The organism is Aquabacterium sp. (genome assembly GCF_016234775.1).
Classification (GTDB): domain Bacteria; phylum Pseudomonadota; class Gammaproteobacteria; order Burkholderiales; family Burkholderiaceae_C; genus Aquabacterium.
In genome coordinates, this window is sequence record NZ_JACRAH010000068.1 from 33,921 (window position 1) to 53,514 (window position 19,594).

The following is a 19,594-nucleotide window of genomic DNA, read 5'->3' on the forward strand; positions in this document are numbered from 1 at the left end:
TTACGGCTTTTGTGGCTGGCAGCCGGTAAAATGCGCGTTTTTCCCGATGTCGTCGCCCTACGCACCACCCACGTGATGTCCATCCTGATGCACTTTGAAGGCGGCAACGCCTTGGCTCCTCACCAAGTTCAGGCCCTGCTGCCCAAGCTGCAAGCCATCAACCCCCGCATCAGCGGCGTGCATGCGCGCTTCGTGCACTGGGTGGCCATGGATCAGGCCCTGCCTCAAGGCGAGCTGGACAAACTGTCGGCCCTGCTGACCTATGGCGATGCCTATGAAGGCGTCAAGGACGGCGACCTCATCGTGGTGGCGCCACGTCTGGGCACGGTGTCGCCTTGGGCCTCCAAGGCCACGGACATCGCCCACAACTGCGGCCTGGCGATTCGCCGCGTGGAGCGTGTGACCGAATTCCGTCTGACGGTGAAGACGGGTGTGATCGGCGCCTTGATGGGGAGCGCCAAGTCCTTGGCGGCGGAGGAATTGAATGCCTGCGCCGCGCTGCTTCATGACCGCATGACTGAAAGCGTGCTGCTGGGCCGTGACGAAGCCCGCCACCTGTTCGACGAGCAGCAGGGCACCCCGATGGCGCACGTGGACGTGCTGGGTCAGGGCCGCAAGGCGCTGGACGAAGCCAATGTGACCTTCGGTCTGGCCTTGTCGGATGATGAAATCGAGTACCTGGTCAAGGCCTTCACCGGCCTGAAGCGCAACCCGACTGACGTCGAGTTGACGATGTTCGCCCAGGCCAACAGCGAGCACTGCCGCCACAAGATCTTCAACGCCCAGTTCACGATCGATGGCCAGGCGCAGGATCTGTCCATGTTCGGCATGATCCGCAACACGGAAAAGCTCAATTCGCAGCACACCGTGATCGCCTACAGCGACAACGCCTCGGTGATGGAAGGCCATCAGATCGAGCGCTGGATGCCGGCTGGTTACACCAACGCACCTCAGTACCAGTCCCGTGAAGAGCTGGCCCATGTGCTGATGAAGGTGGAGACCCACAACCACCCGACCGCGATTTCGCCTTATCCAGGCGCCTCGACCGGTGCGGGCGGCGAGATTCGTGACGAAGGCGCCACGGGCCGCGGTTCGCGACCCAAGTCGGGCCTGACCGGTTTCTCCGTCTCCAATCTGAACTTGCCGGGCACGAATGAGCCCTGGGAAACCGTGAAGTTCGGCAAGCCCGAGCACATCGCCAGCCCGCTGCAGATCATGACGGAAGGCCCCCTGGGCGGCGCCGCTTTCAACAACGAATTCGGTCGTGCCAACCTGGGTGGCTACTTCCGCGTGTTCGAACAGACCGTGGGTGAAGGCCCTGCTGCCATCCGCCGTGGCTATCACAAGCCCATCATGATCGCCGGTGGCATCGGCACCATCAGCAGCGAGCAGACCAAGAAGATCCAGTTTGCTGCCGGCACCTTGCTGATTCAGCTGGGTGGTCCTGGCATGCGCATCGGCATGGCTGGTGCGGCCGCGTCGTCCATGGCGGCAGGTACCAACTCGGCTGCGCTGGACTTCGACTCCGTGCAGCGTGGCAACCCCGAAATCGAGCGCCGCGCGCAAGAGGTGATCAACCATTGCTGGGGTCTGGGTGCCAACAACCCCATCCTGGCCATCCACGACGTGGGTGCCGGTGGCATCTCCAACGCCTTCCCCGAGCTGGTGGACGGCGCAGGCAAGGGCGCACGTTTCGATCTGAGCAAGGTGCCGCTGGAAGAAACCGGCATGGCCCCGAAAGAGATCTGGTGCAACGAAAGCCAGGAACGCTATGTGATGGCCATTGCGCCTGAGTCTCTGCCCATCTTCACCGAAATGGCCAACCGCGAGCGTTGCCCGTTTGGCGTGATCGGCGTGGCCACCGAGGCTTGCGAGCTGATCCTGGAAGACACGACCAGGCCTGAGTCGGACAAGCCCGTGGACATGCCCATGGACGTGCTGCTGGGCAAGCCTCCCAAGATGCACCGCGACGTCAAGCGCGTGCAGTGGGATGGTGGCACAGTGGACCTGACTGGCGTGGCGCTGGACAAGGTCGCCTTCGACGTGATCCGCCACCCCACCGTGGCCAGCAAGCGCTTTCTGATCACCATCGGTGACCGCACCGTGGGTGGCCTCAATTCGCGTGACCAGATGGTCGGCCCCTGGCAGGTGCCCGTCGCTGACGTGGCCGTGACCCTGGCTGACTTCAAGGGCTTTGCCGGTGAAGCCATGGCCATGGGCGAGCGCACGCCGCTGGCATCGGTCAATGCACCCGCATCCGGCCGCATGGCCGTGGCTGAGGCCATCACCAATTTGCTGGCCGCACCCATCGACTTGCCTCGCGTGAAGCTGTCTGCCAACTGGATGGCCGCTTGTGGCGAAGCCGGTGAAGACGCCGCGCTGTATGACACGGTCAAGGCCGTGGGCATGGAGCTGTGCCCGGCGCTGGGCGTGTCCATTCCGGTGGGCAAGGATTCGCTGTCCATGCGCACCAAGTGGGCTGACAAGGGCGACACCAAGTCGGTCACGGCGCCGGTGTCCCTGATCGTCACGGCCTTTGCCTCGATCAGCGATGTGCGCACGACCCTGACGCCACAGCTGATCACCGCCGAAAACGGCCAGCCTCTGGACACCAGCCTGATCCTGATCGACCTGGGTGAGGGCAAGAAGCGCATGGGTGGCTCGATGCTGGCCCAGGTGCTGGGCCAGTTCGGTAACGATGTGCCTGACTGCGACAACCCCGAGATGCTCAAGGCCACCGTGTCTGCCGTGAACGCCCTGCGCGCTCAAGGCAAGCTGCTGGCCTACCACGACCGTGGTGATGGCGGCCTGTGGGCCACCGTGTGTGAAATGGCCTTTGCCGGCCACACGGGCGTGAGTATCAATGTGGACATGCTGGTCACCGAAGGCGACGGCATCACCGACAGCCGCGCTGACACCGGGGACTCCAAGAACTGGGCCGGCCAGGTGGGCGAGCGCCGCAACGAGTTGACGCTCAAGGCCTTGTTCAACGAAGAGCTGGGCGTGGTGTTGCAGGTGCGCACGGCTGACCGCGATGCCGTGATCCAGACCCTGCGCGAGCATGGTCTGAGCAAGCACAGCCATGTGATCGGCAAGCCCATCTTGAGTGGCGCCGCGAAGGACGACGTGCAGGTCTGGCGCGATGCCAAGCCTGTGTTCAGCGCGCCGCTGGCGCAGCTGCACAAGACCTGGGACGAGGTGAGCTGGCGCATTGCCCAACTGCGCGACAACCCCGTTTGCGCTGACAGCGAGCATGCCGCCATCGGCCTGCCCAACGACCCGGGCATGCACGTGGCGTTGAGCTTCGATCCGCTGGACAACGTGGCCGCGCCCTTCATCAACAAGTCGCGCCCCAAGGTGGCGATCCTGCGCGAGCAGGGCGTGAACTCGCACGTGGAAATGTCCTACGCCATGGCGCAAGGTGGCTTTGACACTTTTGACGTGCACATGAGCGATCTGCAAGCTGGCCGTGCCCGTCTGGATCAGTTCCAGGGCTTTGTGGCCTGCGGTGGCTTCAGCTACGGCGACACCCTGGGTGCCGGCGAAGGCTGGGCGCGTTCCATCATGTTCAACCCGCAACTGGCAGAGCAATTCGCCGCCTTCTTTGGCCGCCAGGACACCTTCGCGCTGGGCGTGTGCAACGGCTGCCAGATGCTGGCCGCGCTGAGCCCCATCATCCCGGGCGCGCAGGATTGGCCCAAGTTCACGCATAACCAGAGCACCCGCTTTGAAGCCCGCCTGAGCCTGGTTGAAGTGCTGGAAAGCCCCTCGATCTTCTTCGACGGCATGGCCGGCAGCCGCATGCCGATCGCCGTGTCGCACGGTGAAGGCTTTGCCGATTTCTCGCAGCGTGGCAACGCCGCCCAGGTGCACAAGGCCATGCGCTTTGTGGACAACACCGGTGCCGCCACCGAGGTGTACCCGTTCAACCCGAACGGTTCGCCCGGCGGCCTGACCAGCGTCACCACCGCCGACGGCCGCTTCACAGCCATGATGCCGCACCCCGAGCGCGTGTTCCGCAACATCCAGATGAGCTGGACCAGCGGCAACCCGAGCGATGCCAGCCCCTGGCTGCGCATGTTCCGCAATGCGCGTAAGTGGGTGGGTTGATACGTCTAGACTCGTTCTGGCAGGACGTAGAAAGGCCCTTCGGGGCCTTTCTTGCCTTTCTACCGGGCGGCTTGCGTGAGGTCCAGCGCCGTGCAGGGCGAACCACGGTATCAGTTCAAAGTGGGGATCACGGCACTGAGCAAGCCCCTGTCAGCATCTTCTTGAGCGTTTGTCCGGCTTTGCTAGGGATTTGCAGCGCGGGCGCAAACGGATGAAATCCGAGTCATTCCAATCAACGACTCGGGGTGCCCCATGCCACAAGACGCAGGCTCAATACAGGAAAAGGATCTGGCGCTGCCGCCGGGAGAGCGAAGCCCATCGTCCAGTAACGTGATCTACACCAGGTTGACGGCGGCCGGGCTCAATGAGCTCGACAAGATCGCGAGATACGTGCTGGCCATTGGCTTTTCAAGCGAACATGCCGGCGATTCAAGAGAGCAGTTGTTCATTGCGCAGCGCACGGTGGCGGTCGCCACACATGACGGCCGTTTGTATGTGGCTTCGAATGGCCTTTATTGGGGCGCCCCCAATGACACGCAGAAGGGCAATGTAGCCGCTGCGCTGCATGCATCTGGCGTGGATGAGGAGATCGTTTATCTGGCGAACTGGGCGGCCAGCTATGGCCTCTCACCGGACGACTATCACGCTGAAATGCAGTTGGTCGACTATTTTCACGCGATGCGCATGCCTCTGCCTGAAATTGGTGTTTCCAAACCCTGTTGCTCGAGTTGCAAGAAAAATCTGGATCGGCTGGCCATCAATTATTCATATTGGCATACGCAAGGAACGGGCAAGTCCTACAAGGCGCCCAAGGCAAGCGCGAAGTGGTGGTGAGAAGGTGTGCCTGGGCCCGGGCTCCTGCACCCCTTCATTTGCAGGGGATGGTGCGGCCATCACGGTGAATACGCGAACATGATCGGGATGCGAATAATGGAAAATGATCATTTGCGCATTGCATCTCTGTCGCAAGTTCCTATTCAAGATGTCCCATACCCGCTACGAGGTGAGCTTCACCGGCAACGTCGAGTCTTACCGCCCGATCTGGCGCAAGAACATGTTGCTGCTCCTGCTGACTGCAGGATTTGCCTTGCCCTGGGCGCTGGTGGGGAGCCTGCGTTACTTCTACCAGCACACGCATGTGGCCGGGGCCAATCTGGATTACCACGCCAGTCCCTGGAAGATGTTCGCGGGCAACGTTGTGGGTACGCTGATCCTCAATGCGATCTATTACGGCATCTCGCTGACCGGGCCCTATCAGATGATGGGCGTCGCCGGGATGCAGATTCTCACGGCAGCCTTGTTGCCTGTGTTCCTTCATGGGTTTCTGGAGTTCCAGCTCATGCACACCAGCTGGCGCGGCCAACGGCTGAGTCTGGCGGCCACGCCTGCCGACGCGATCAAGGCCATGGGTCTGCCGACGCTGCTGTACATCGTGGGCGGCGTGCTGGCGGTATGGGCCGTGATCGCCGGCATGGGTGGTCAACGGGTGCAGTCTTATGTGCTGGGGGCGTTCGCCGCCACCGCGCTGTCCCTTGCATTGCCTTGGATGTATGTGCAGTTCAAGCGGTATCAGCATCGCCATGCCGCGTTGGGTGACTGGCGCAATGAGCAGGGGCAAAGCTTCCAGCAAGGGGACGCCATGCGCGTGACCTTGCGCACAGGTGTGCTGGCCTTGCTGGCTTTGTTGTTGGTGCTCCTGCCCTTGATATGGGGGCTGTCAGAGCTGGTCGGGCTGGACTGGGAAACGGTGGCGCGCCTCAAGCAGAACGAACACCATAGTGAAAGCATTCGGCTCGCCCTGGTGTTGGTGCCCGGCATCTTCCTGGGCATCGTGATGATGATGGCTTTGCCCTATCCCTACATGAGCGTGAAACTTCAGAACCGGCTTTGGTCTGACACGGCGCACAAGGCCATACGTTTTGACAGCGCGGTGCCCGAGCGCGAGTTGCTCAAGCTCACCTTGCGCAACTGGATGCTGATTGCCTGCACGCTGGGTTGGTACTACCCGCAGGCCGCGATCTCTGAAGCCCGTTTGCGCTTGCGCTCTGTGTCGGTCTGGATTCGGCCGGAAGTCCTGGTCAAACCAGAAGAAGACGCTCAAGCGGCGCTGGCTTCGCCCCAGTAGTGATACGACACGAACCTGGGGCCTGGCAGGTAACGTGATTGCGTGGCGGCATCAAAGCCGGCATCCTTGAGCAGCAAGGGCACATCGCGGTCCAGCATGCATCCGCCTGCGATCTTGCTCCAGTAGGGCTGCAGGCGGGTTTGCCAACGGGCCACACCTTCGTCTGGTGCGCGCCCATGCTCCGAGAACAGCAGCTTGCCGCCAGGCTTGAGCACGCGGCGCATCTCCGCCAATGCTGCGGCGGGATCAGGAATGGTGCACAAGGTATAGGTGCACACCACCGTGTCAAAACTGGCGTCGGCCACGGGCAGTTTTTCCGCGGACAAACCGATCAATTCGACGTTCAGGCCAGCCTTGGCGATGCGTTTGTCGGCAAGCCTGTGCATGCGCAGCGCCGGGTCCACGCCCACAATCCTGGTGACCTTCGTCTTGTCATAAAAGGGGATGTTCAGCCCCGTCCCGATGCCGATCTCCAGGACCTGGCCCCGCGCTTGCGGCACCACCTTCTCGCGCTGCCTGGCCACCGGCCGGATGCCGCAGGCCTGATCGATCAGATAGGGCAAAACGTGCCGTTCCCACCAGTTTTCCGCGCTCATGTCGAACCACCTTTGAGCAGCGGTTGAAGGGCTTGCGCCAGCAGTGGCGCCATGTGGATGGCATTGCTGTCATGGGCAATGCAGTCGGTGCTCCAGATGCGTCCGACACCGGATGCCTTGATCACCTGCAGCGCATCACCCGCGAACAAGGCGTGGGTGACGGCCACGTCTACCGACCGCGCACCCGCTTGCAGAAGCCGCTGGGTTGCCGCCGCGATGGTGCGGCCCGAGCTGGCGATGTCATCCAGCAGTACGACAGTGCGCCCGCGAACGTCGATCTCAGGCAAGGTGATCTCGACATCCTTGTCGCCGCGGCGCTCTTTTGTGCATACGCCGTGATCGAAGTGATGGGCGCGGGCGGCCGCTTCGATCCATTGAGCCGATTCCGCGTCTGGCCCCACCAGCAGCGGGCGTTCCAGATGCTGCGCGATCAGTTGGGCCAGGATGGGGGCGCCCGACAGGCTGATGGCCGATTCGATCGGGATGGCCTCTTGCAGCGTGGCGATGCGGTGCAGATGGGGGTCCACCGTGATCACGGCATCGAAGCGTTCTGCCAGGAAGCGCCCGACGACTTTCTGGCTGACGATCTCGCCGGGGTGGAAGGCGATGTCCTGGCGCATATAGGCCAGATAGGGTGCCACCAAGGTGAGGTGCCTGGCGCCGAGATCACGCGCCTGCGCCGCCACCAGAAGCAGCTCGACCAGCTTGTCATTGGGGCGGTTCAGACTGCGGTAGACGATCACGTTCGAAGGCAGCAGGCCCTGGCTGTCCAGCGGAAGGCGCAGGCGCAACTCGTCGTCAGGGAAGCGGTGGGATTCGACACAGGCCGCCGGGACGCCACAGGCTTGGGCCAATCGCTCGGCCGCCGCTTGTTCGTCGGCAAAGTAAAGCAGGAGGGCACTCATGAGGGGGGTGATCCAGGGTCAGAACTCGACGAACAGGCTGGGCACTTCGGATGGCAGGCCCAGGGTGAAGCCGCTGCTGCGCTCGCAGGCCTGGCGGGCAAATTCGAGGTCGGCAGGGTAGGCTGCGTACACGCGATACAGGGGCTCGCCCGCCTTCACAGGTTCGGCCAGCTTGCGCAGCAGGTCCACGCCAGAGCCCTGCACCTTGGGCGCGCCAGCAAGGCGGGCGATACGGGCCAGTTGCAGGTTGTCGATGCTGGTGACCACGCCATCACCCGGCGCAAACACATCGAAGCTCAATGGCGCGAGCTCGGGCATTTCCGGATCAAAGGGCTTGGCACCTTGCGCTTCGATGATGGCCATCATCTTGCTCAGTGCGCGGCCGGAGTCCAGGATGTCGCGCGCGATCGCATAACCATCGCCGCCGCGCACATCCGGGTCGAACTCCAGCATGCGGCCGGCCAGGCGCAGGGCCTTCTGGCGCAGGTCGGCCGGCGCGCGCGGGTCATTGCGCAGCACACGCATCACGTCGCGGGCTTCCAGCACGGGCCCGATGCCATTGCCCACAGGCTGCCGGCCGTCGGTGACAACCACATCCAATGTAAGGCCCAGGCGGTTGGCCACGAACTCGAAGAGCTTGCGCAGGCGCTGGGCTTCGGGCATGGCCTTGACCTTGGCGGTCGGGCCCACGGGAATGTCCAGCAGCAGGTGGGTGGAGCCGGCGGCGATCTTCTTGGACAGGATGGAGGCCACCATCTGGCCAGGCGAGTCGATCGACAGGGGGCGCTCGACGGCAATCAGCACGTCATCGGCTGGTGACAGGTCGCTGCTGCCGCCCCAGGCCAGGCAGGCGTGGTGCTCGCGGACGATCTCCCACAGCCGCTCGAAAGGTGGCTCGACATTGGCCAGCACCTCCATGGTGTCAGCGGTACCAGCCGGCGAGGTGATGGCGCGAGAAGAGGTTTTGGGGCACACCATGCCGTGCGCCGCCACGATGGGCACCACGAGCATGGACGTGCGGTTGCCCGGAATGCCGCCGATGCAGTGCTTGTCCACCACCGGGTGTTCGCGCCAGTCGAGCTTGCGGCCAACCGAGGCCATGGCGTCAGTCAGGTAGTAGACCTCTTCGCGATCGAGTTCGCCCTGGTTGGATGCGACCACGAAGGCCGTCAGTTCGATCTTGGAATAGCGGTGTTCGGCGATGTCGCGCACGATGGCGCGGAAGTCGTCTCGCGACAGTCGTTCGCCAGCGATCTTGCGATGCAGTGCCGGGATGGAGGAGGGTGGTTCAGCCTGGCTGATGCGCGAGGGGTGCCCGCTTTGCACGCCCAGTTGCACGAAGGCGTCTTCGGAGACGCCCAGTTCGTCCACGCCCACGATGCAGGTGTCATCCACCACATTAAGGCTGGCGAGGATGCGCTTGCCATTGGCCCGGATCTCGACCTTGGACAAGGCCTGAAAGCCCTCGGCTCGGTAGATCGCGCAGTCACGGTGCAGGTAGGCGACGTTTTCGCGGTAGGTGTCGATGGCCACCCGCTTGAGCTTGAGCAGCGGTGCGGCGGTGTTCTCTGTGGATTCGGTGTTCGTGACCATGGAGGGAACGGTTGTTTGGCTCCATCGTACCCCCCCAGGTAGGGCTTACGTCAAGCCGGGATCAACTTCACCGTGAAACCTTGAGCTGTCTCGATGATCTTGATCAGACGATCGATATTGGGGTGCTTGCCAGGGTTGGCATGGGAATCGGCCGTGTGCTCGGCGTAGATGTCCAGGCCTTCCTGGGCGGCTGCGGCGTTGATGCTGCCGTGCTTGTCAGCCAGGGCGGCATACACCGCCAGCGAGCCGGCCTGACCAGGCTTGTTTTCGATGGTGGCGGCCACGTTGCCGGCGGCATCGATCAGTTGCAGGGCGGCCAGATGGGCCACGGGCGGGAGTTGTTTGAGGTTGTCGGCGAAAGCCATGTTGAGGCGCTCCTGATCGGCGTGTGAGGCAAGGGCGCTATTTTGCCGCAGGTCGTGCGACGCGCTCAGGCTGCTTGCGTCAACGCTTGGTGCTGGTGTTGGCGATGGACCATGATCGCGGCCCAATCCAGGATCTCCAGGCTGCCATCCGGGTGCTCGACCAGGGCCGTAAGGCTTTCCACCCAGTCGCCATCGTTGCAATACAGGATGCCGCCGATGTCGCGCATCTCCGCATGGTGGATGTGGCCGCACACTAGGCCATCGACGCCGCGTTTGCGCGCCTCTCGGGCCAAAGCCTGCTCGAAGTCGCCTACATAGCTCACGGCCCGTTTGACCTTGAGTTTGACGTATTTGGACAGTGACCAGTACGGCAGGCCCATGCGTGCCCGCCAGGAGTTGAGATGCCGGTTGAGCTTGAGGGTGAATTCATAGAGCGAATCGCCCAGCAAGGCCAGCCAGCGCGCGCACTGGATCACGCCGTCGTACAGATCGCCATGGGTGACCCACAACTGGCGGCCATCGGCGGTGGTGTGGATCCACTCTTCGGCCACCTCTACGCCCCCGAATGAATGCGCCAGGAACTTGCGCGCGAATTCGTCGTGGTTGCCCGGGATGAAGATCACGCGCGTGCCTTTGCGCGCCTTGCGCAGGAGCTTTTGCACCACGTCGTTGTGCGCTTGAGGCCAGTACCAGTTGCGGCGCAATTGCCAGCCGTCAATGATGTCGCCGACCAGATAAAGCGTGTCGCACTCGACGTGCTTGAGGAAGTCCAGCAAGGCATCGGCCTGGCAGCCGGGTGTGCCCAGGTGCACGTCGGAAATCCACGCGGCGCGCACTTTGTGGCTGGGTGCCCTGTCATCGTCTTTTGGAGGAACTGAGGCCCGTCCCGAGCCGGCCAGAAGGCCAGCAGGCGATGTCAAGGCTCTCAGCAAGGGGGCGTTGATCCAGGGCCGCATGTGCCCATGGTGCGCACAGCCTGTGACAGGCCAGCGACGCCCGGATGACGGTTTTGTGTAGCGCTCAGGCGCCTGGCCGTGCCTTGTAGAACTGAATCGGTGCCGCCGGGATCTGGTTGAGCACCGACTTCTTGATCTTGCCCACCACGTGCATTTCGCAGGGCTTGCAGTCAAAGCGCAGAGTGAGCTTTTCCTTGCCGTTGATCAGCTGCAGGGGCTCGGCCTTGACCGTGCCTTGCACACCCGTGACGCCCTTGGCCTGCTTGGGGCACAGGCTCAGCGAGAAGCGCACGCAGTGCTTGGTGATCATCAGGCTGACCTCGCCCAACTCTTCGTGGCTTTCATAGGCGGCTTCGACCACCTTGACACCGTGCCTGGCATAGAAGTCTCGCGCCTTCTCGTTGTACACATTGGCCAGGTAACTCAGGGTGTCTTCCGGATAGGGCACAGGGGGCTCGACCGCTGGCGTGCGCTGGGGCCGGATGTAGGCTGACGCACGTGCTGCTTCGAGTGCGTGGATGGCATCGCGGCGCAGGGTGTTGACGGCGGACGCCGGCACGAACCAGGGCTGGCTGGTGGCGAGCGTCACATCGTTGGCCGAGAAGATCGTGTTGCCCAGCTTGCCCAGGTTCTCACGCAGGCTGGTTTCCGACTTCTCGACGTTCTGCGGGGCCTGCTTGTCGCACGTTACCGAGGCTTCACCCACGTTGCCGTTCTCGTCGGTCACGGTCAAGTGCAGGCCATCTGCCGTGTCACTCAAGCTCATCCACACGCCAATGCGGCGTTCGGATGATTTCTTGCTCAACTGGTTCTCCCAGGAGCGGTCGCCATTGCGGTTGACGGCCACGCCGACCTTCAAGTCCTTGAGCGTGTCCATGGCCTCGTTGGGATACACGCGCCAGATGCGGCCCGCCTTGCCGATGGGCTCGACCACATTGAGCTTCATGCCAACGATGTCTTTGGTCAGCGTCAGGTAGTTGATGCCGTCACCATTGCTCATGCCCGACGCCTGCTGTTCCTCGTTCAAGGCGATGTCGAACCACTTGTCGCCGACCTTGGCCACCTCGCCCAGTGGCAAGCCCAGGAACTTCGGTGATTCGAACGCGCCGATGTCGTCCTTGCGGCCATTGACGAAGTAGTCGGTCGCGCCGCGGTTGAAGTTGCGATCCGGATCGGGCTGGAAGTAGAAGGTGCATTCGCCAGACGAGGACGGTTGCAGTTCGGGGCGCGCCTCCAGGATCTCGTCGAGCAACATGCGGTAGTGCGCCGTGATGTTCTTGACGTAGCCCATGTCCTTGTAGCGGCCTTCGATCTTGAAGGAACTCACGCCGGCGTCGATCAGGGCATTGAGGTTGGCGCTCTGGTCGTTGTCCTTCATCGACAGCACGTGCTGCTCGAAGGCCACGACCTGGCCGGCGCCGTCCATCACGTTGTAGGGCAGGCGGCAGGCTTGCGAGCAATCACCCCGGTTGGCACTGCGGCCCGTGTGCGCATGGCTGATGAAGCACTGGCCGCTATAGGCCACGCACAGGGCACCGTGGATGAAGAACTCGATGGCGCAATGCGTGTTGGCCGAGATGTCCTGGATCTGATTGAGTGTGAGTTCGCGCGCCAGCACGATCTGGCTGAAGCCGCTGTCTTGCAGGAACTTCGCCTTTTCGACCGTGCGGATGTCGGTCTGGGTGCTGGCATGCAACTGGATGGGGGGCAGATCCAGCTCCAGGATGCCCATGTCCTGCACGATGAGGGCGTCCACGCCCGCGTCATACAGCTCCCAGATCAGCTTGCGCGCTGGCCCCAGCTCGTCATCGCGCAAGATGGTGTTGAGCGTGGTGAAGATCTTCGCGTTGTAGCGGTGGGCATGGGCCACCAGGCGGGCGATGTCCGAGACCTCGTTGCTGGCATTGCTGCGCGCACCAAAGGACGGCCCACCGATGTAGACCGCGTCCGCGCCATGGTTGATGGCTTCGAAACCGATCTCGACGGTTCGGGCAGGGGCAAGCAGTTCAATTTCGTGGCGGGCGAGGGACATGTGGCAAGGTGCGAAAGAGCAAACCGCCGATACTATCGCCATGCGCTCAGGAAAAGGCCATTCCCCTGCAGATTCAAGTAGTTCGGCATCCCTTGAAAGCGGGATCTCGGGCGGTGGTTTTGCACCTGGTGCAAGCCGCTATGACCGGCTGGACGCGCTGCGCGGTTTCGCGCTGGTCTGGATGGCGTGCTTTCATTTCTGCTTCGATCTGAGCAACTACCGGCTGCTGGACGCCAATTTTTACAGCGACCCGCTGTGGACCAACCAGCGTACCTGCATCCTGTCGCTGTTTCTGCTGTGCGCCGGGGCAGGGCAGGCGGTCGCTACGGCGCAAGGGCAGAGCTGGCACCGTTTCTGGCGCCGTTGGGCGCAGATCGTCGGCTGTGCCGCACTTGTCAGCCTGGGCAGCTGGTTCATGTTTCCCAACAGCTTCATCTACTTTGGCGTGTTGCATGGCATGGCCGTGATGTTGCTGGTGGCCAGGTTGACGGCGCCGCTGCGTGCCTGGTTGTGGCCCTTGGGGCTGCTGGCCATCGCCTTGCCGCAGTTCGTGGCCGAACCTTTCTTTGATGCCCGTCTGACCAACTGGGTGGGCCTGGTGACGCACAAGCCCATCACGGAAGACTATGTGCCCGTCCTGCCCTGGCTGGGCGTGATGTGGTGGGGGCTGGCTGCCACGCAGTGGATCCTGGCGCATCGCCCTCGGCTGCTGTCTTGGGCGGAGGTTGCGCACGCGGGAAAACCCCTTGATTCCGGCGACAATGGCGGCCTGGCGTCTCTCATGCGCAAGCTCAGGCATGGCCTGGCCTTGCTGGGGCGCTGGAGCCTGACTTTTTACATGGTGCATCAGCCTGTGCTGATCGGCGGCCTGCTGGCGTGGATGACGCTCACAGGCCGACCCGTGCCCTGACGCGCCATGCCTCAACCTCGCTGCAACCCCGACTGCTGACCTACGAATGACCTCCGCCATGACCCAAGACGAACTCAAGACCTTGGTGGGCCGCGCTGCCCTGGATTACGTGCAAGCGGGCAGCATTGTGGGTGTGGGGACCGGCTCGACGGTGGACAAGTTCATCGACGCCCTGGGTGAAGCCTTGAAGGCCGATCCCGCTCGGGTGGCCGGCGCCGTGTCCAGCTCGGTTCGCAGCACGCAACGCCTGGAAGCACTGGGCATCAAGGTGCTGCCTTCGGAGTCTGTGACGGCGCTGGGCGTGTACATCGATGGTGCCGATGAAATCGACCATCAAGGCAACATGATCAAGGGCGGTGGTGCGGCCTTGACGCGTGAAAAAATCGTGGCCGATCTGGCCGAAAAGTTCGTCTGCATTGCCGATGAATCCAAGCTGGTGCAGACCCTGGGCAAGTTCCCGCTGCCTGTCGAGGTGATCCCGATGGCTGCAGCGCAGGTGATTCGCGCGTTCGCCAAGCTGGGTGGCACGGGCAAGGTGCGTGAAGGCGTGACCACCGACAACGGCAATGTGATCGTGGATGTGACCGGCCTGAGCATCAGCGCGCCAGCGCAGTTCGAGTCGGAGATCAACCAGTTGCCCGGCGTGGTGACGGTGGGCGTGTTTGCCCGCAACAAGGCCTCGGTGTGCCTGCTGGGTACCTCGCAAGGCGTCAAGACGCTGAGTTTCTGAGCGAGCGTCTTGACCTTGTTGTGATAGGCCTAGCCTTCCAGGCTCAGCCTCAGTCTTGTGGCGCGCTCAGGTGTCGCCACACGCCCGCGCCGACCGCACGGCCTGAGGCCAGGCTCGCGGTGAGCAAATAGCCACCGGTTGGCGCTTCCCAGTCCAGCATTTCACCGCAGCAAAACACGCCTGGGCGAGCCTTGAGCATGCCATTGGCATCGAGCGACTCGAAGGTGACGCCGCCAGCTGTGCTGATGGCCTCGTCAATGGGGCGAGCTTTGGACAAGGTCACTGGCAAAGCCTTGAGGCGCTCTGCGAGTATGGCTGGGTTGTTGAGTTCTGCAGGGCTCAACAGTTCGTGCAACAAGGCCATCTTGATGCCCTGGATGCCCAGGCGGCTCTTGAGGTGGGTGGACAGGCTGCGGGGGCCTCTGGCACGCGATGTCTCCGTCAGCACTTGCTGCGGGGTATGCGATGGCAGCAGATCCAGGTAGATGGTGGCCTGGCTGCTTGCGTCGATCTGGTCGCGGATGCGTGCCGAGAACGCATAGATCAAGCTGCCCTCGACGCCCGTGTCCGTCAGGACGAATTCGCCCTGCTGGCGGGTGATGCCTCCTTGGTCATCGCGAAACTCGATGATCACCGGCTTGATAGGCTGGCCGGCAAAACGCGTGCGCAGGTGCTCGCTCCAACCTTCGCGTTGCGGGCCGGTTGAGGCCACATCGAAACCGCAGTTGGCAGGGCGCAGTGGCGCCACGTTCGCACCGATCGTCTGCAGTATGGGCGCCCAGGCGCCATCCGAGCCGAGTCGGGCCCAACTGGCGCCGCCCAGCGCCAGCACGGTGGCCGTGGCCTGATGTGTGGCCTCGCCCTGGCTCGTGGCGAAACGCAAGGCGCCATCCTCAGCCCAGCCCAGCCAGCGGTGACGCATGTGAAAGCGCACACCAGCCTGACGCAGGCGATGCAACCAGGCCCGCAACAGGGGGGCGGCCTTCATGTCTGTTGGGAAGACGCGGCCGGACGTGCCCACAAAGGTCTCGATGCCCAGGCCTGTGGCCCAGTCACGCAGATCGGTCGGGGTGAAGTCGGCAATCAGGGGCGCCAGTTCACTTTGTCGCTCGGCAAAGCGCGTCATGAACGTGGGCAGCTCTTCGGAGTGCGTGAGGTTCAGGCCACCACGGCCCGCCAGCAGGAACTTGCGGCCCACCGAAGGCATGGCGTCAAACAGGTCAACGCGAAAGCCCTTGTTGATGAGCATTTCGGCGGCCATCAGGCCGGCCGGCCCGCCGCCCACAACGGCCACGGACAAAGAGGAAAGGGACGCGCTCGTGGTCGTCGTATCGGGGGTGTGTAAGCTCAAAATCAGAACCGGAAGCCAGGCGGCGCAGAGCCAGCCGGCGCGTTGTTGTTGGAGTTGTCGCCGGGGACAGCTTTGGCTGGAGCCGGCTCACTGGCTTCCTTGCCTCCAGCAGAAACAGCCGTCACCATCGGGGTCGCTTGCGGCCAACGGTAGTTCAGTGGCAGGGCTGATTTGGCCGGATAGCCGGCTGCATCGATGTAGCTGACCCATTCGGCCTGGTTGAAGCCGAGCAACTGCTTCTGGCCTACGCGTACCGAAGGCAATTGATCCGTGCCTTCCTGCTTGTTGTAGGCCCGGATGTCATCTGCCGAGACGACGGTTTTTTCGGTAAAGGGCACACCACGCTCCTTGAGCATCTGGCGGGCCGCATCACAAGGCGCACATTTGGCGCTGGTGAACAAGGTGACCGGATAGCGGCCGACGACGCGTTGCAACTCAAAAGGCAGGCCTTCGGTCGATGCCGTGGCGCCATTGGCCTTGAGTGCCTGGGCGGGCTTGTCGGTCGGGGCACGATCGGTGTAGGTGATGCGCCCGTCCGGGCCCACGACCTTGTAAAGCGCCCAGGCTGGTGTGGCCAGTTGGCAGGCCAGCAGGGCCAGCAGCGAGGAAAGTACAGCGCGTTGCATCGTGTTCATGTCCTGTGTGTCAGCTCATGCCTTGGTGTCGCAGCAGGGCGTCGATCTGCGGTTCGCGACCGCGGAAAGCCTTGAAGTTCTCCATCGCCGAGCGGCTGCCGCCCGCTTCCAGAATGGCTTCGAGGTAGCGACGGCCCACTTCCGGATTGAGCACGCCGGTGGCAGGAGTCGCCGCTTCTTCGAAGGCCGCGTAGGCATCTGCAGAGAGTACCTCAGCCCACTTGTAGCTGTAGTAGCCAGCAGCGTATCCACCTGCAAAGATATGTGAAAAGCTGTGCTGGAAGCGGTTGAAGGCGGGCGGAATGTTGACCGCCACCTCTTTGCGTACTTCGTCAATCACGCTTTGCACATCGTTTTCACGGCCGGGCTCGGCGTGCAGGCGCATGTCAAACAGCGAGAACTCCACCTGGCGCAGGGTCTGCATGCCACTTTGGAAGTTCTTGGCCGCGTTCATCTTGTCAAACAGTTCGCGGGGCAGATGGGCGCCGGTATCCACATGGCTGGTGAGTTTCTGGACCACATCCCACTCCCAGCAGAAGTTCTCCATGAACTGGCTGGGTAGCTCCACGGCATCCCATTCCACGCCACTGATGCCGGACACGCCCAGGTCATCGACCTTGGTCAGCATGTGGTGCAGACCATGGCCGAATTCGTGGAACAAGGTGGTGACGTCGTCGTGTGTGAGCAGGGCGGGCTTGTCGCCCACGCCCTTGGCGAAGTTGCACACCAGGTGCGCCACGGGTGTTTGCGTGTTGCCGTTGTCGGGGCGCTTCCAGCGGCCACGCACGTCATCCATCCAGGCACCTGGGCGCTTGCCGGTGCGGGCATACGGGTCAAGGTAGAACTGGCCGATCAGTTTGCCGGCGCGTTCGATGCGGAAGAAGCGCACCGATTCGTGCCACACAGGCGCCGTGTCCGGCAGGAGTTTCACATCGAACAGCGATTCGATCAGGCCGAACAGGCCTTTGAGCACGGTGGGCTCGGTGAAGTACTGTTTGACCTCCTGGTCGCTGAAGGCGTAGCGGGCTTCCTTGAGCTTTTCGCTCACGAAAGCCACGTCCCAGGCCTGCAGGTCGTCGATGCCGCATTCGGTTTTGGCGAACTCGCGCAACTCGGCCATGTCCTTTTCAGCGAAGGGGCGGGCACGCTTGGCCAGATCGCGCAGGAAGTCCATCACCTGCTGCGGGCTGTTGGCCATCTTGGGCACCAGCGACACGTCGGCGAAAGTCTTGTAGCCCAGCAGCGCGGACTCTTCCTGGCGCAGGGCCACGATTTCTTTCATCAGGCCGGTGTTGTCTCGCTCGGTGGGGCCGAATTCGGAGGCACGTGTGCTGTAGGCGCGGTACATGGTTTCACGCAGGTGGCGATGGGTCGCGTACTGCATGACGGGCAGGTAGATCGGCATGTGCAAGGTCAGCTTGTGGCCTTCCTTGGCTTCGCCTTCTGCCATGGCGCGGGTCGCCTGAATGATGTCTTCGGGGACGCCGGCCAACTCATCTTCGCGCACATAGTGGGCGTAGGCGTCGGTCGCGTCCATCACGTGCTCGGAGAAGGCTTGCGAGCGCGCAGCCTGCAATTCCTGGATTTCGGCAAAGCGCACCTTGGCTTCGCCTTGCAGCTCGGCGCCGCCCAGTACGAAGGCACGCAGCGCGTTGTCCAGCGCACGCTGGCGGGCAGGGCTCAAACGCAACTCCGGGTCAGTGGTTCGTTGCGCGGCGTTCAGGGCCTTGTACTTGGCGTACAGGCGCTCGTCGGCACCCAGGCGCGTGTAGAACTCGGTGATGCGAGGCAGGTTGTCGTTGAAGGCGGCGCGCAACTCGGTCGTGTCAGCCACGGCGTTGAGGTGGCCCACGGCGCCCCAGGCGCGGCCCAGGCGCTCGGTGCTCACGTCCAGCAGCAGGGACAACGCGTCGTAGTCAGGCGGTACATCCGGGCCTACCACCTTGGTGAGCGCGGCTTCGGCTTCAGCCAGCAAGGTATCCAGTGCCGGGGTGACGTGCTCAGGCTTGATCTGATCAAACAGGGGCAGGCCGGTGATGTCAAGCAATGGGTTGGTGCTCATGGTGTCCTGATGTGGCGATGACGTACTGATGCGCAATGATGCCGCTCCAAGCTCAGGCGCGGGCAGCGGCCTCGCGTTCTGCGGCTTCGATGGTGTTGACCAGCAACATGGTAATCGTCATCGGGCCGACACCGCCTGGTACAGGGGTAATCCACCCGGCGACTTCCTTGACGCCGGCGAAATCGACGTCACCGCACAACTTGCCTTCGTCGTCGCGGTTCATGCCCACGTCGATCACGACCGCGCCGGGCTTGACCATGTCGGCGGTGAGCACGTTGCGCTTGCCCACGGCGGCCACCACCACGTCAGCCTGACGGGTGTGGAAGGCCAGATCGGCCGTGCCACTGTGGGTGACGGTGACGGTGGCGTTGGCGGCCAGCAGCATCATGGCCATGGGTTTGCCCACGATGTTGGATCGCCCGATCACCACGGCGTGCTTGCCGCGCAGGTCCTTCATGCCGATGGATTCCAGCATCTTCATGCAACCGTAAGGCGTGCAGGCCTTGAAGCCTGGCTCGCCCACCATCAGGGCGCCGGCGCTGGCGACGTGGAAGCCGTCCACGTCCTTGGCCGGCGAGATGGCTTCGATGACCTTGTGGTCGTCGATGTGCTTGGGCAGGGGCAGTTGCACCAGGATGCCGTGGATGGCCGGGTCGTTGTTCAGCGCTTCCACGCGGGCCAGCAGCTCGGCTTCGGTCATGCTGGCTTCGTACTTCTCCAGCACGGAGTTCAGGCCGCTGTCTTCACAGGCCTTGACCTTGTTGCGCACATAGACCTGGCTGGCGGGGTTGTCACCCACGAGGATCACGGCCAGGCCGGGCTTGATACCTTGGGCCGTCAGTTTGGCGGCGCGGGTGGCGACTTCGCCACGCAGTTGTTTGGACAGGGCGTTGCCGTCGATGAGTTGGGCGGTCATAGGCTGCTCCGGATGGGAAAGCGGTCGATTTCAGAAATTCAAATGAACAAGGCCGCCACAGGGGGTGAGGCGGCCTTGGGAGGTCCGTGTATCAGCAGGGCCGAAGAAGCAGCCCTCGGACAGATTACTTGGTGGGCGCGCCGCCGGCCGGGGCGTTGGCACCCAGCGCGATCTTGAGCAGGTCGGCCACGGTGTTGGCGTTGAGCTTTTCCATCACGTTGGCGCGGTGGGCTTCCACCGTCTTGATGCTGATGCCCAGGTCGTCGGCGATCTGCTTGTTCAGGCGGCCGGCCACGATGCGCTCCAGC

Annotated in this window: 16 protein-coding genes; 5 read left to right on the forward strand and 11 right to left on the reverse strand. The window is 63.0% G+C overall.

The genetic code is table 11. The annotated features are described in order from the left end of the window. Window positions 1-75: 75 nt before the first annotated feature. From purL to HY836_RS18880, 3 genes are all read left to right on the forward strand, one after another. The gene (gene purL, locus HY836_RS18870) at window positions 76-4,110 is read left to right on the forward strand and encodes a phosphoribosylformylglycinamidine synthase (protein WP_290679600.1); all 4,035 of its coding nucleotides are present in this window, start codon (window positions 76-78) and stop codon (window positions 4,108-4,110) included. Window positions 4,111-4,362: 252 nt separating this feature from the next. After that, a complete protein-coding gene (locus HY836_RS18875) occupies window positions 4,363-4,944 on the forward strand; it encodes a hypothetical protein (RefSeq protein ID WP_290679553.1) in 582 nt (193 codons plus the stop codon). A gap of 148 nt (window positions 4,945-5,092) precedes the next feature. Further along, a complete protein-coding gene (locus tag HY836_RS18880) occupies window positions 5,093-6,235 on the forward strand; it encodes a DUF898 family protein (RefSeq protein ID WP_290679555.1) in 1,143 nt (380 codons plus the stop codon). Here HY836_RS18880 and HY836_RS18885 read toward each other — a convergent pair. The 6 genes from HY836_RS18885 to HY836_RS18910 all read right to left on the reverse strand — a co-directional run bounded on the left by HY836_RS18885 (window position 6,208) and on the right by HY836_RS18910 (window position 12,682). Next, window positions 6,208-6,831, reverse strand: coding sequence for a class I SAM-dependent methyltransferase (locus HY836_RS18885; protein ID WP_290679558.1), 624 nt, complete (start codon window positions 6,829-6,831; stop codon window positions 6,208-6,210). The two genes, HY836_RS18880 and HY836_RS18885, sit on opposite strands and share 28 nt — an antisense overlap. Then, the gene (locus tag HY836_RS18890) at window positions 6,828-7,736 is read right to left on the reverse strand and encodes a ribose-phosphate pyrophosphokinase (protein ID WP_290679561.1); all 909 of its coding nucleotides are present in this window, start codon (window positions 7,734-7,736) and stop codon (window positions 6,828-6,830) included. The genes HY836_RS18885 and HY836_RS18890 overlap by 4 nt, the downstream gene beginning before the upstream one ends. A gap of 18 nt (window positions 7,737-7,754) precedes the next feature. After that, the gene (locus tag HY836_RS18895; RefSeq protein ID WP_290679564.1) at window positions 7,755-9,329 is read right to left on the reverse strand and encodes a thymidine phosphorylase family protein; all 1,575 of its coding nucleotides are present in this window, start codon (window positions 9,327-9,329) and stop codon (window positions 7,755-7,757) included. Window positions 9,330-9,379: 50 nt separating this feature from the next. Further along, on the reverse strand, window positions 9,380-9,694 hold the full coding sequence (locus tag HY836_RS18900) for a DUF2322 family protein (protein WP_290679566.1): 315 nt from the start codon (window positions 9,692-9,694) through the stop codon (window positions 9,380-9,382). Window positions 9,695-9,759: 65 nt separating this feature from the next. Then, on the reverse strand, window positions 9,760-10,593 hold the full coding sequence (locus HY836_RS18905) for a UDP-2,3-diacylglucosamine diphosphatase (RefSeq protein WP_367114731.1): 834 nt from the start codon (window positions 10,591-10,593) through the stop codon (window positions 9,760-9,762). Between the two features lie 121 nt (window positions 10,594-10,714). After that, window positions 10,715-12,682, reverse strand: coding sequence for a U32 family peptidase (locus HY836_RS18910; RefSeq protein WP_290679573.1), 1,968 nt, complete (start codon window positions 12,680-12,682; stop codon window positions 10,715-10,717). 40 nt (window positions 12,683-12,722) lie between these two features. Here HY836_RS18910 and HY836_RS18915 point away from each other — a divergent pair, with 40 nt between their 5' ends. Together HY836_RS18915 and rpiA are read left to right on the forward strand one after the other, a co-directional pair. Then, window positions 12,723-13,592 carry a DUF1624 domain-containing protein gene (locus HY836_RS18915; protein WP_290679576.1) on the forward strand — a complete coding sequence of 290 codons (870 nt, stop codon included), beginning with the start codon at window positions 12,723-12,725 and terminating at the stop codon, window positions 13,590-13,592. Between the two features lie 58 nt (window positions 13,593-13,650). Beyond that, on the forward strand, window positions 13,651-14,322 hold the full coding sequence (gene rpiA / locus HY836_RS18920; protein WP_290679579.1) for a ribose-5-phosphate isomerase RpiA: 672 nt from the start codon (window positions 13,651-13,653) through the stop codon (window positions 14,320-14,322). Window positions 14,323-14,371: 49 nt separating this feature from the next. Here rpiA and HY836_RS18925 read toward each other — a convergent pair whose 3' ends face one another. The 5 genes from HY836_RS18925 to HY836_RS18945 form a co-directional block, all read right to left on the reverse strand. Beyond that, window positions 14,372-15,616, reverse strand: coding sequence for a TIGR03862 family flavoprotein (locus HY836_RS18925; RefSeq protein WP_290679581.1), 1,245 nt, complete (start codon window positions 15,614-15,616; stop codon window positions 14,372-14,374). 59 nt (window positions 15,617-15,675) lie between these two features. Beyond that, window positions 15,676-16,299, reverse strand: a complete 624-nt coding sequence (locus tag HY836_RS18930) for a glutaredoxin family protein (RefSeq protein WP_290679583.1) — start codon at window positions 16,297-16,299, stop codon at window positions 15,676-15,678. A gap of 19 nt (window positions 16,300-16,318) precedes the next feature. Next, window positions 16,319-18,370 carry a M3 family metallopeptidase gene (locus HY836_RS18935; protein WP_290679585.1) on the reverse strand — a complete coding sequence of 684 codons (2,052 nt, stop codon included), beginning with the start codon at window positions 18,368-18,370 and terminating at the stop codon, window positions 16,319-16,321. Window positions 18,371-18,422: 52 nt separating this feature from the next. Then, a complete protein-coding gene (gene folD / locus HY836_RS18940) occupies window positions 18,423-19,286 on the reverse strand; it encodes a bifunctional methylenetetrahydrofolate dehydrogenase/methenyltetrahydrofolate cyclohydrolase FolD (RefSeq protein WP_290679589.1) in 864 nt (287 codons plus the stop codon). 124 nt (window positions 19,287-19,410) lie between these two features. After that, the coding region (locus HY836_RS18945; RefSeq protein WP_290679592.1) for a LuxR C-terminal-related transcriptional regulator at window positions 19,411-19,594 on the reverse strand (184 nt) is incomplete at its 5' end.

What these genes read in the sequence shown, in the direction of transcription:
- purL (WP_290679600.1), top strand. Translation starts at nt 76, where the DNA reads ATGTCCATCCTGATGCACTTTGAAGGCGGCAACGCCTTGGCTCCTCAC.
- HY836_RS18875 (WP_290679553.1), top strand. Translation starts at nt 4,363, where the DNA reads ATGCCACAAGACGCAGGCTCAATACAGGAAAAGGATCTGGCGCTGCCG.
- HY836_RS18880 (WP_290679555.1), top strand. Translation starts at nt 5,093, where the DNA reads ATGTCCCATACCCGCTACGAGGTGAGCTTCACCGGCAACGTCGAGTCT.
- HY836_RS18885 (WP_290679558.1), bottom strand. Translation starts at nt 6,831, where the DNA reads ATGAGCGCGGAAAACTGGTGGGAACGGCACGTTTTGCCCTATCTGATC.
- HY836_RS18890 (WP_290679561.1), bottom strand. Translation starts at nt 7,736, where the DNA reads ATGAGTGCCCTCCTGCTTTACTTTGCCGACGAACAAGCGGCGGCCGAG.
- HY836_RS18895 (WP_290679564.1), bottom strand. Translation starts at nt 9,329, where the DNA reads ATGGTCACGAACACCGAATCCACAGAGAACACCGCCGCACCGCTGCTC.
- HY836_RS18900 (WP_290679566.1), bottom strand. Translation starts at nt 9,694, where the DNA reads ATGGCTTTCGCCGACAACCTCAAACAACTCCCGCCCGTGGCCCATCTG.
- HY836_RS18910 (WP_290679573.1), bottom strand. Translation starts at nt 12,682, where the DNA reads ATGTCCCTCGCCCGCCACGAAATTGAACTGCTTGCCCCTGCCCGAACC.
- HY836_RS18915 (WP_290679576.1), top strand. Translation starts at nt 12,723, where the DNA reads ATGCGCTCAGGAAAAGGCCATTCCCCTGCAGATTCAAGTAGTTCGGCA.
- rpiA (WP_290679579.1), top strand. Translation starts at nt 13,651, where the DNA reads ATGACCCAAGACGAACTCAAGACCTTGGTGGGCCGCGCTGCCCTGGAT.
- HY836_RS18930 (WP_290679583.1), bottom strand. Translation starts at nt 16,299, where the DNA reads ATGCAACGCGCTGTACTTTCCTCGCTGCTGGCCCTGCTGGCCTGCCAA.
- HY836_RS18935 (WP_290679585.1), bottom strand. Translation starts at nt 18,370, where the DNA reads ATGAGCACCAACCCATTGCTTGACATCACCGGCCTGCCCCTGTTTGAT.
- folD (WP_290679589.1), bottom strand. Translation starts at nt 19,286, where the DNA reads ATGACCGCCCAACTCATCGACGGCAACGCCCTGTCCAAACAACTGCGT.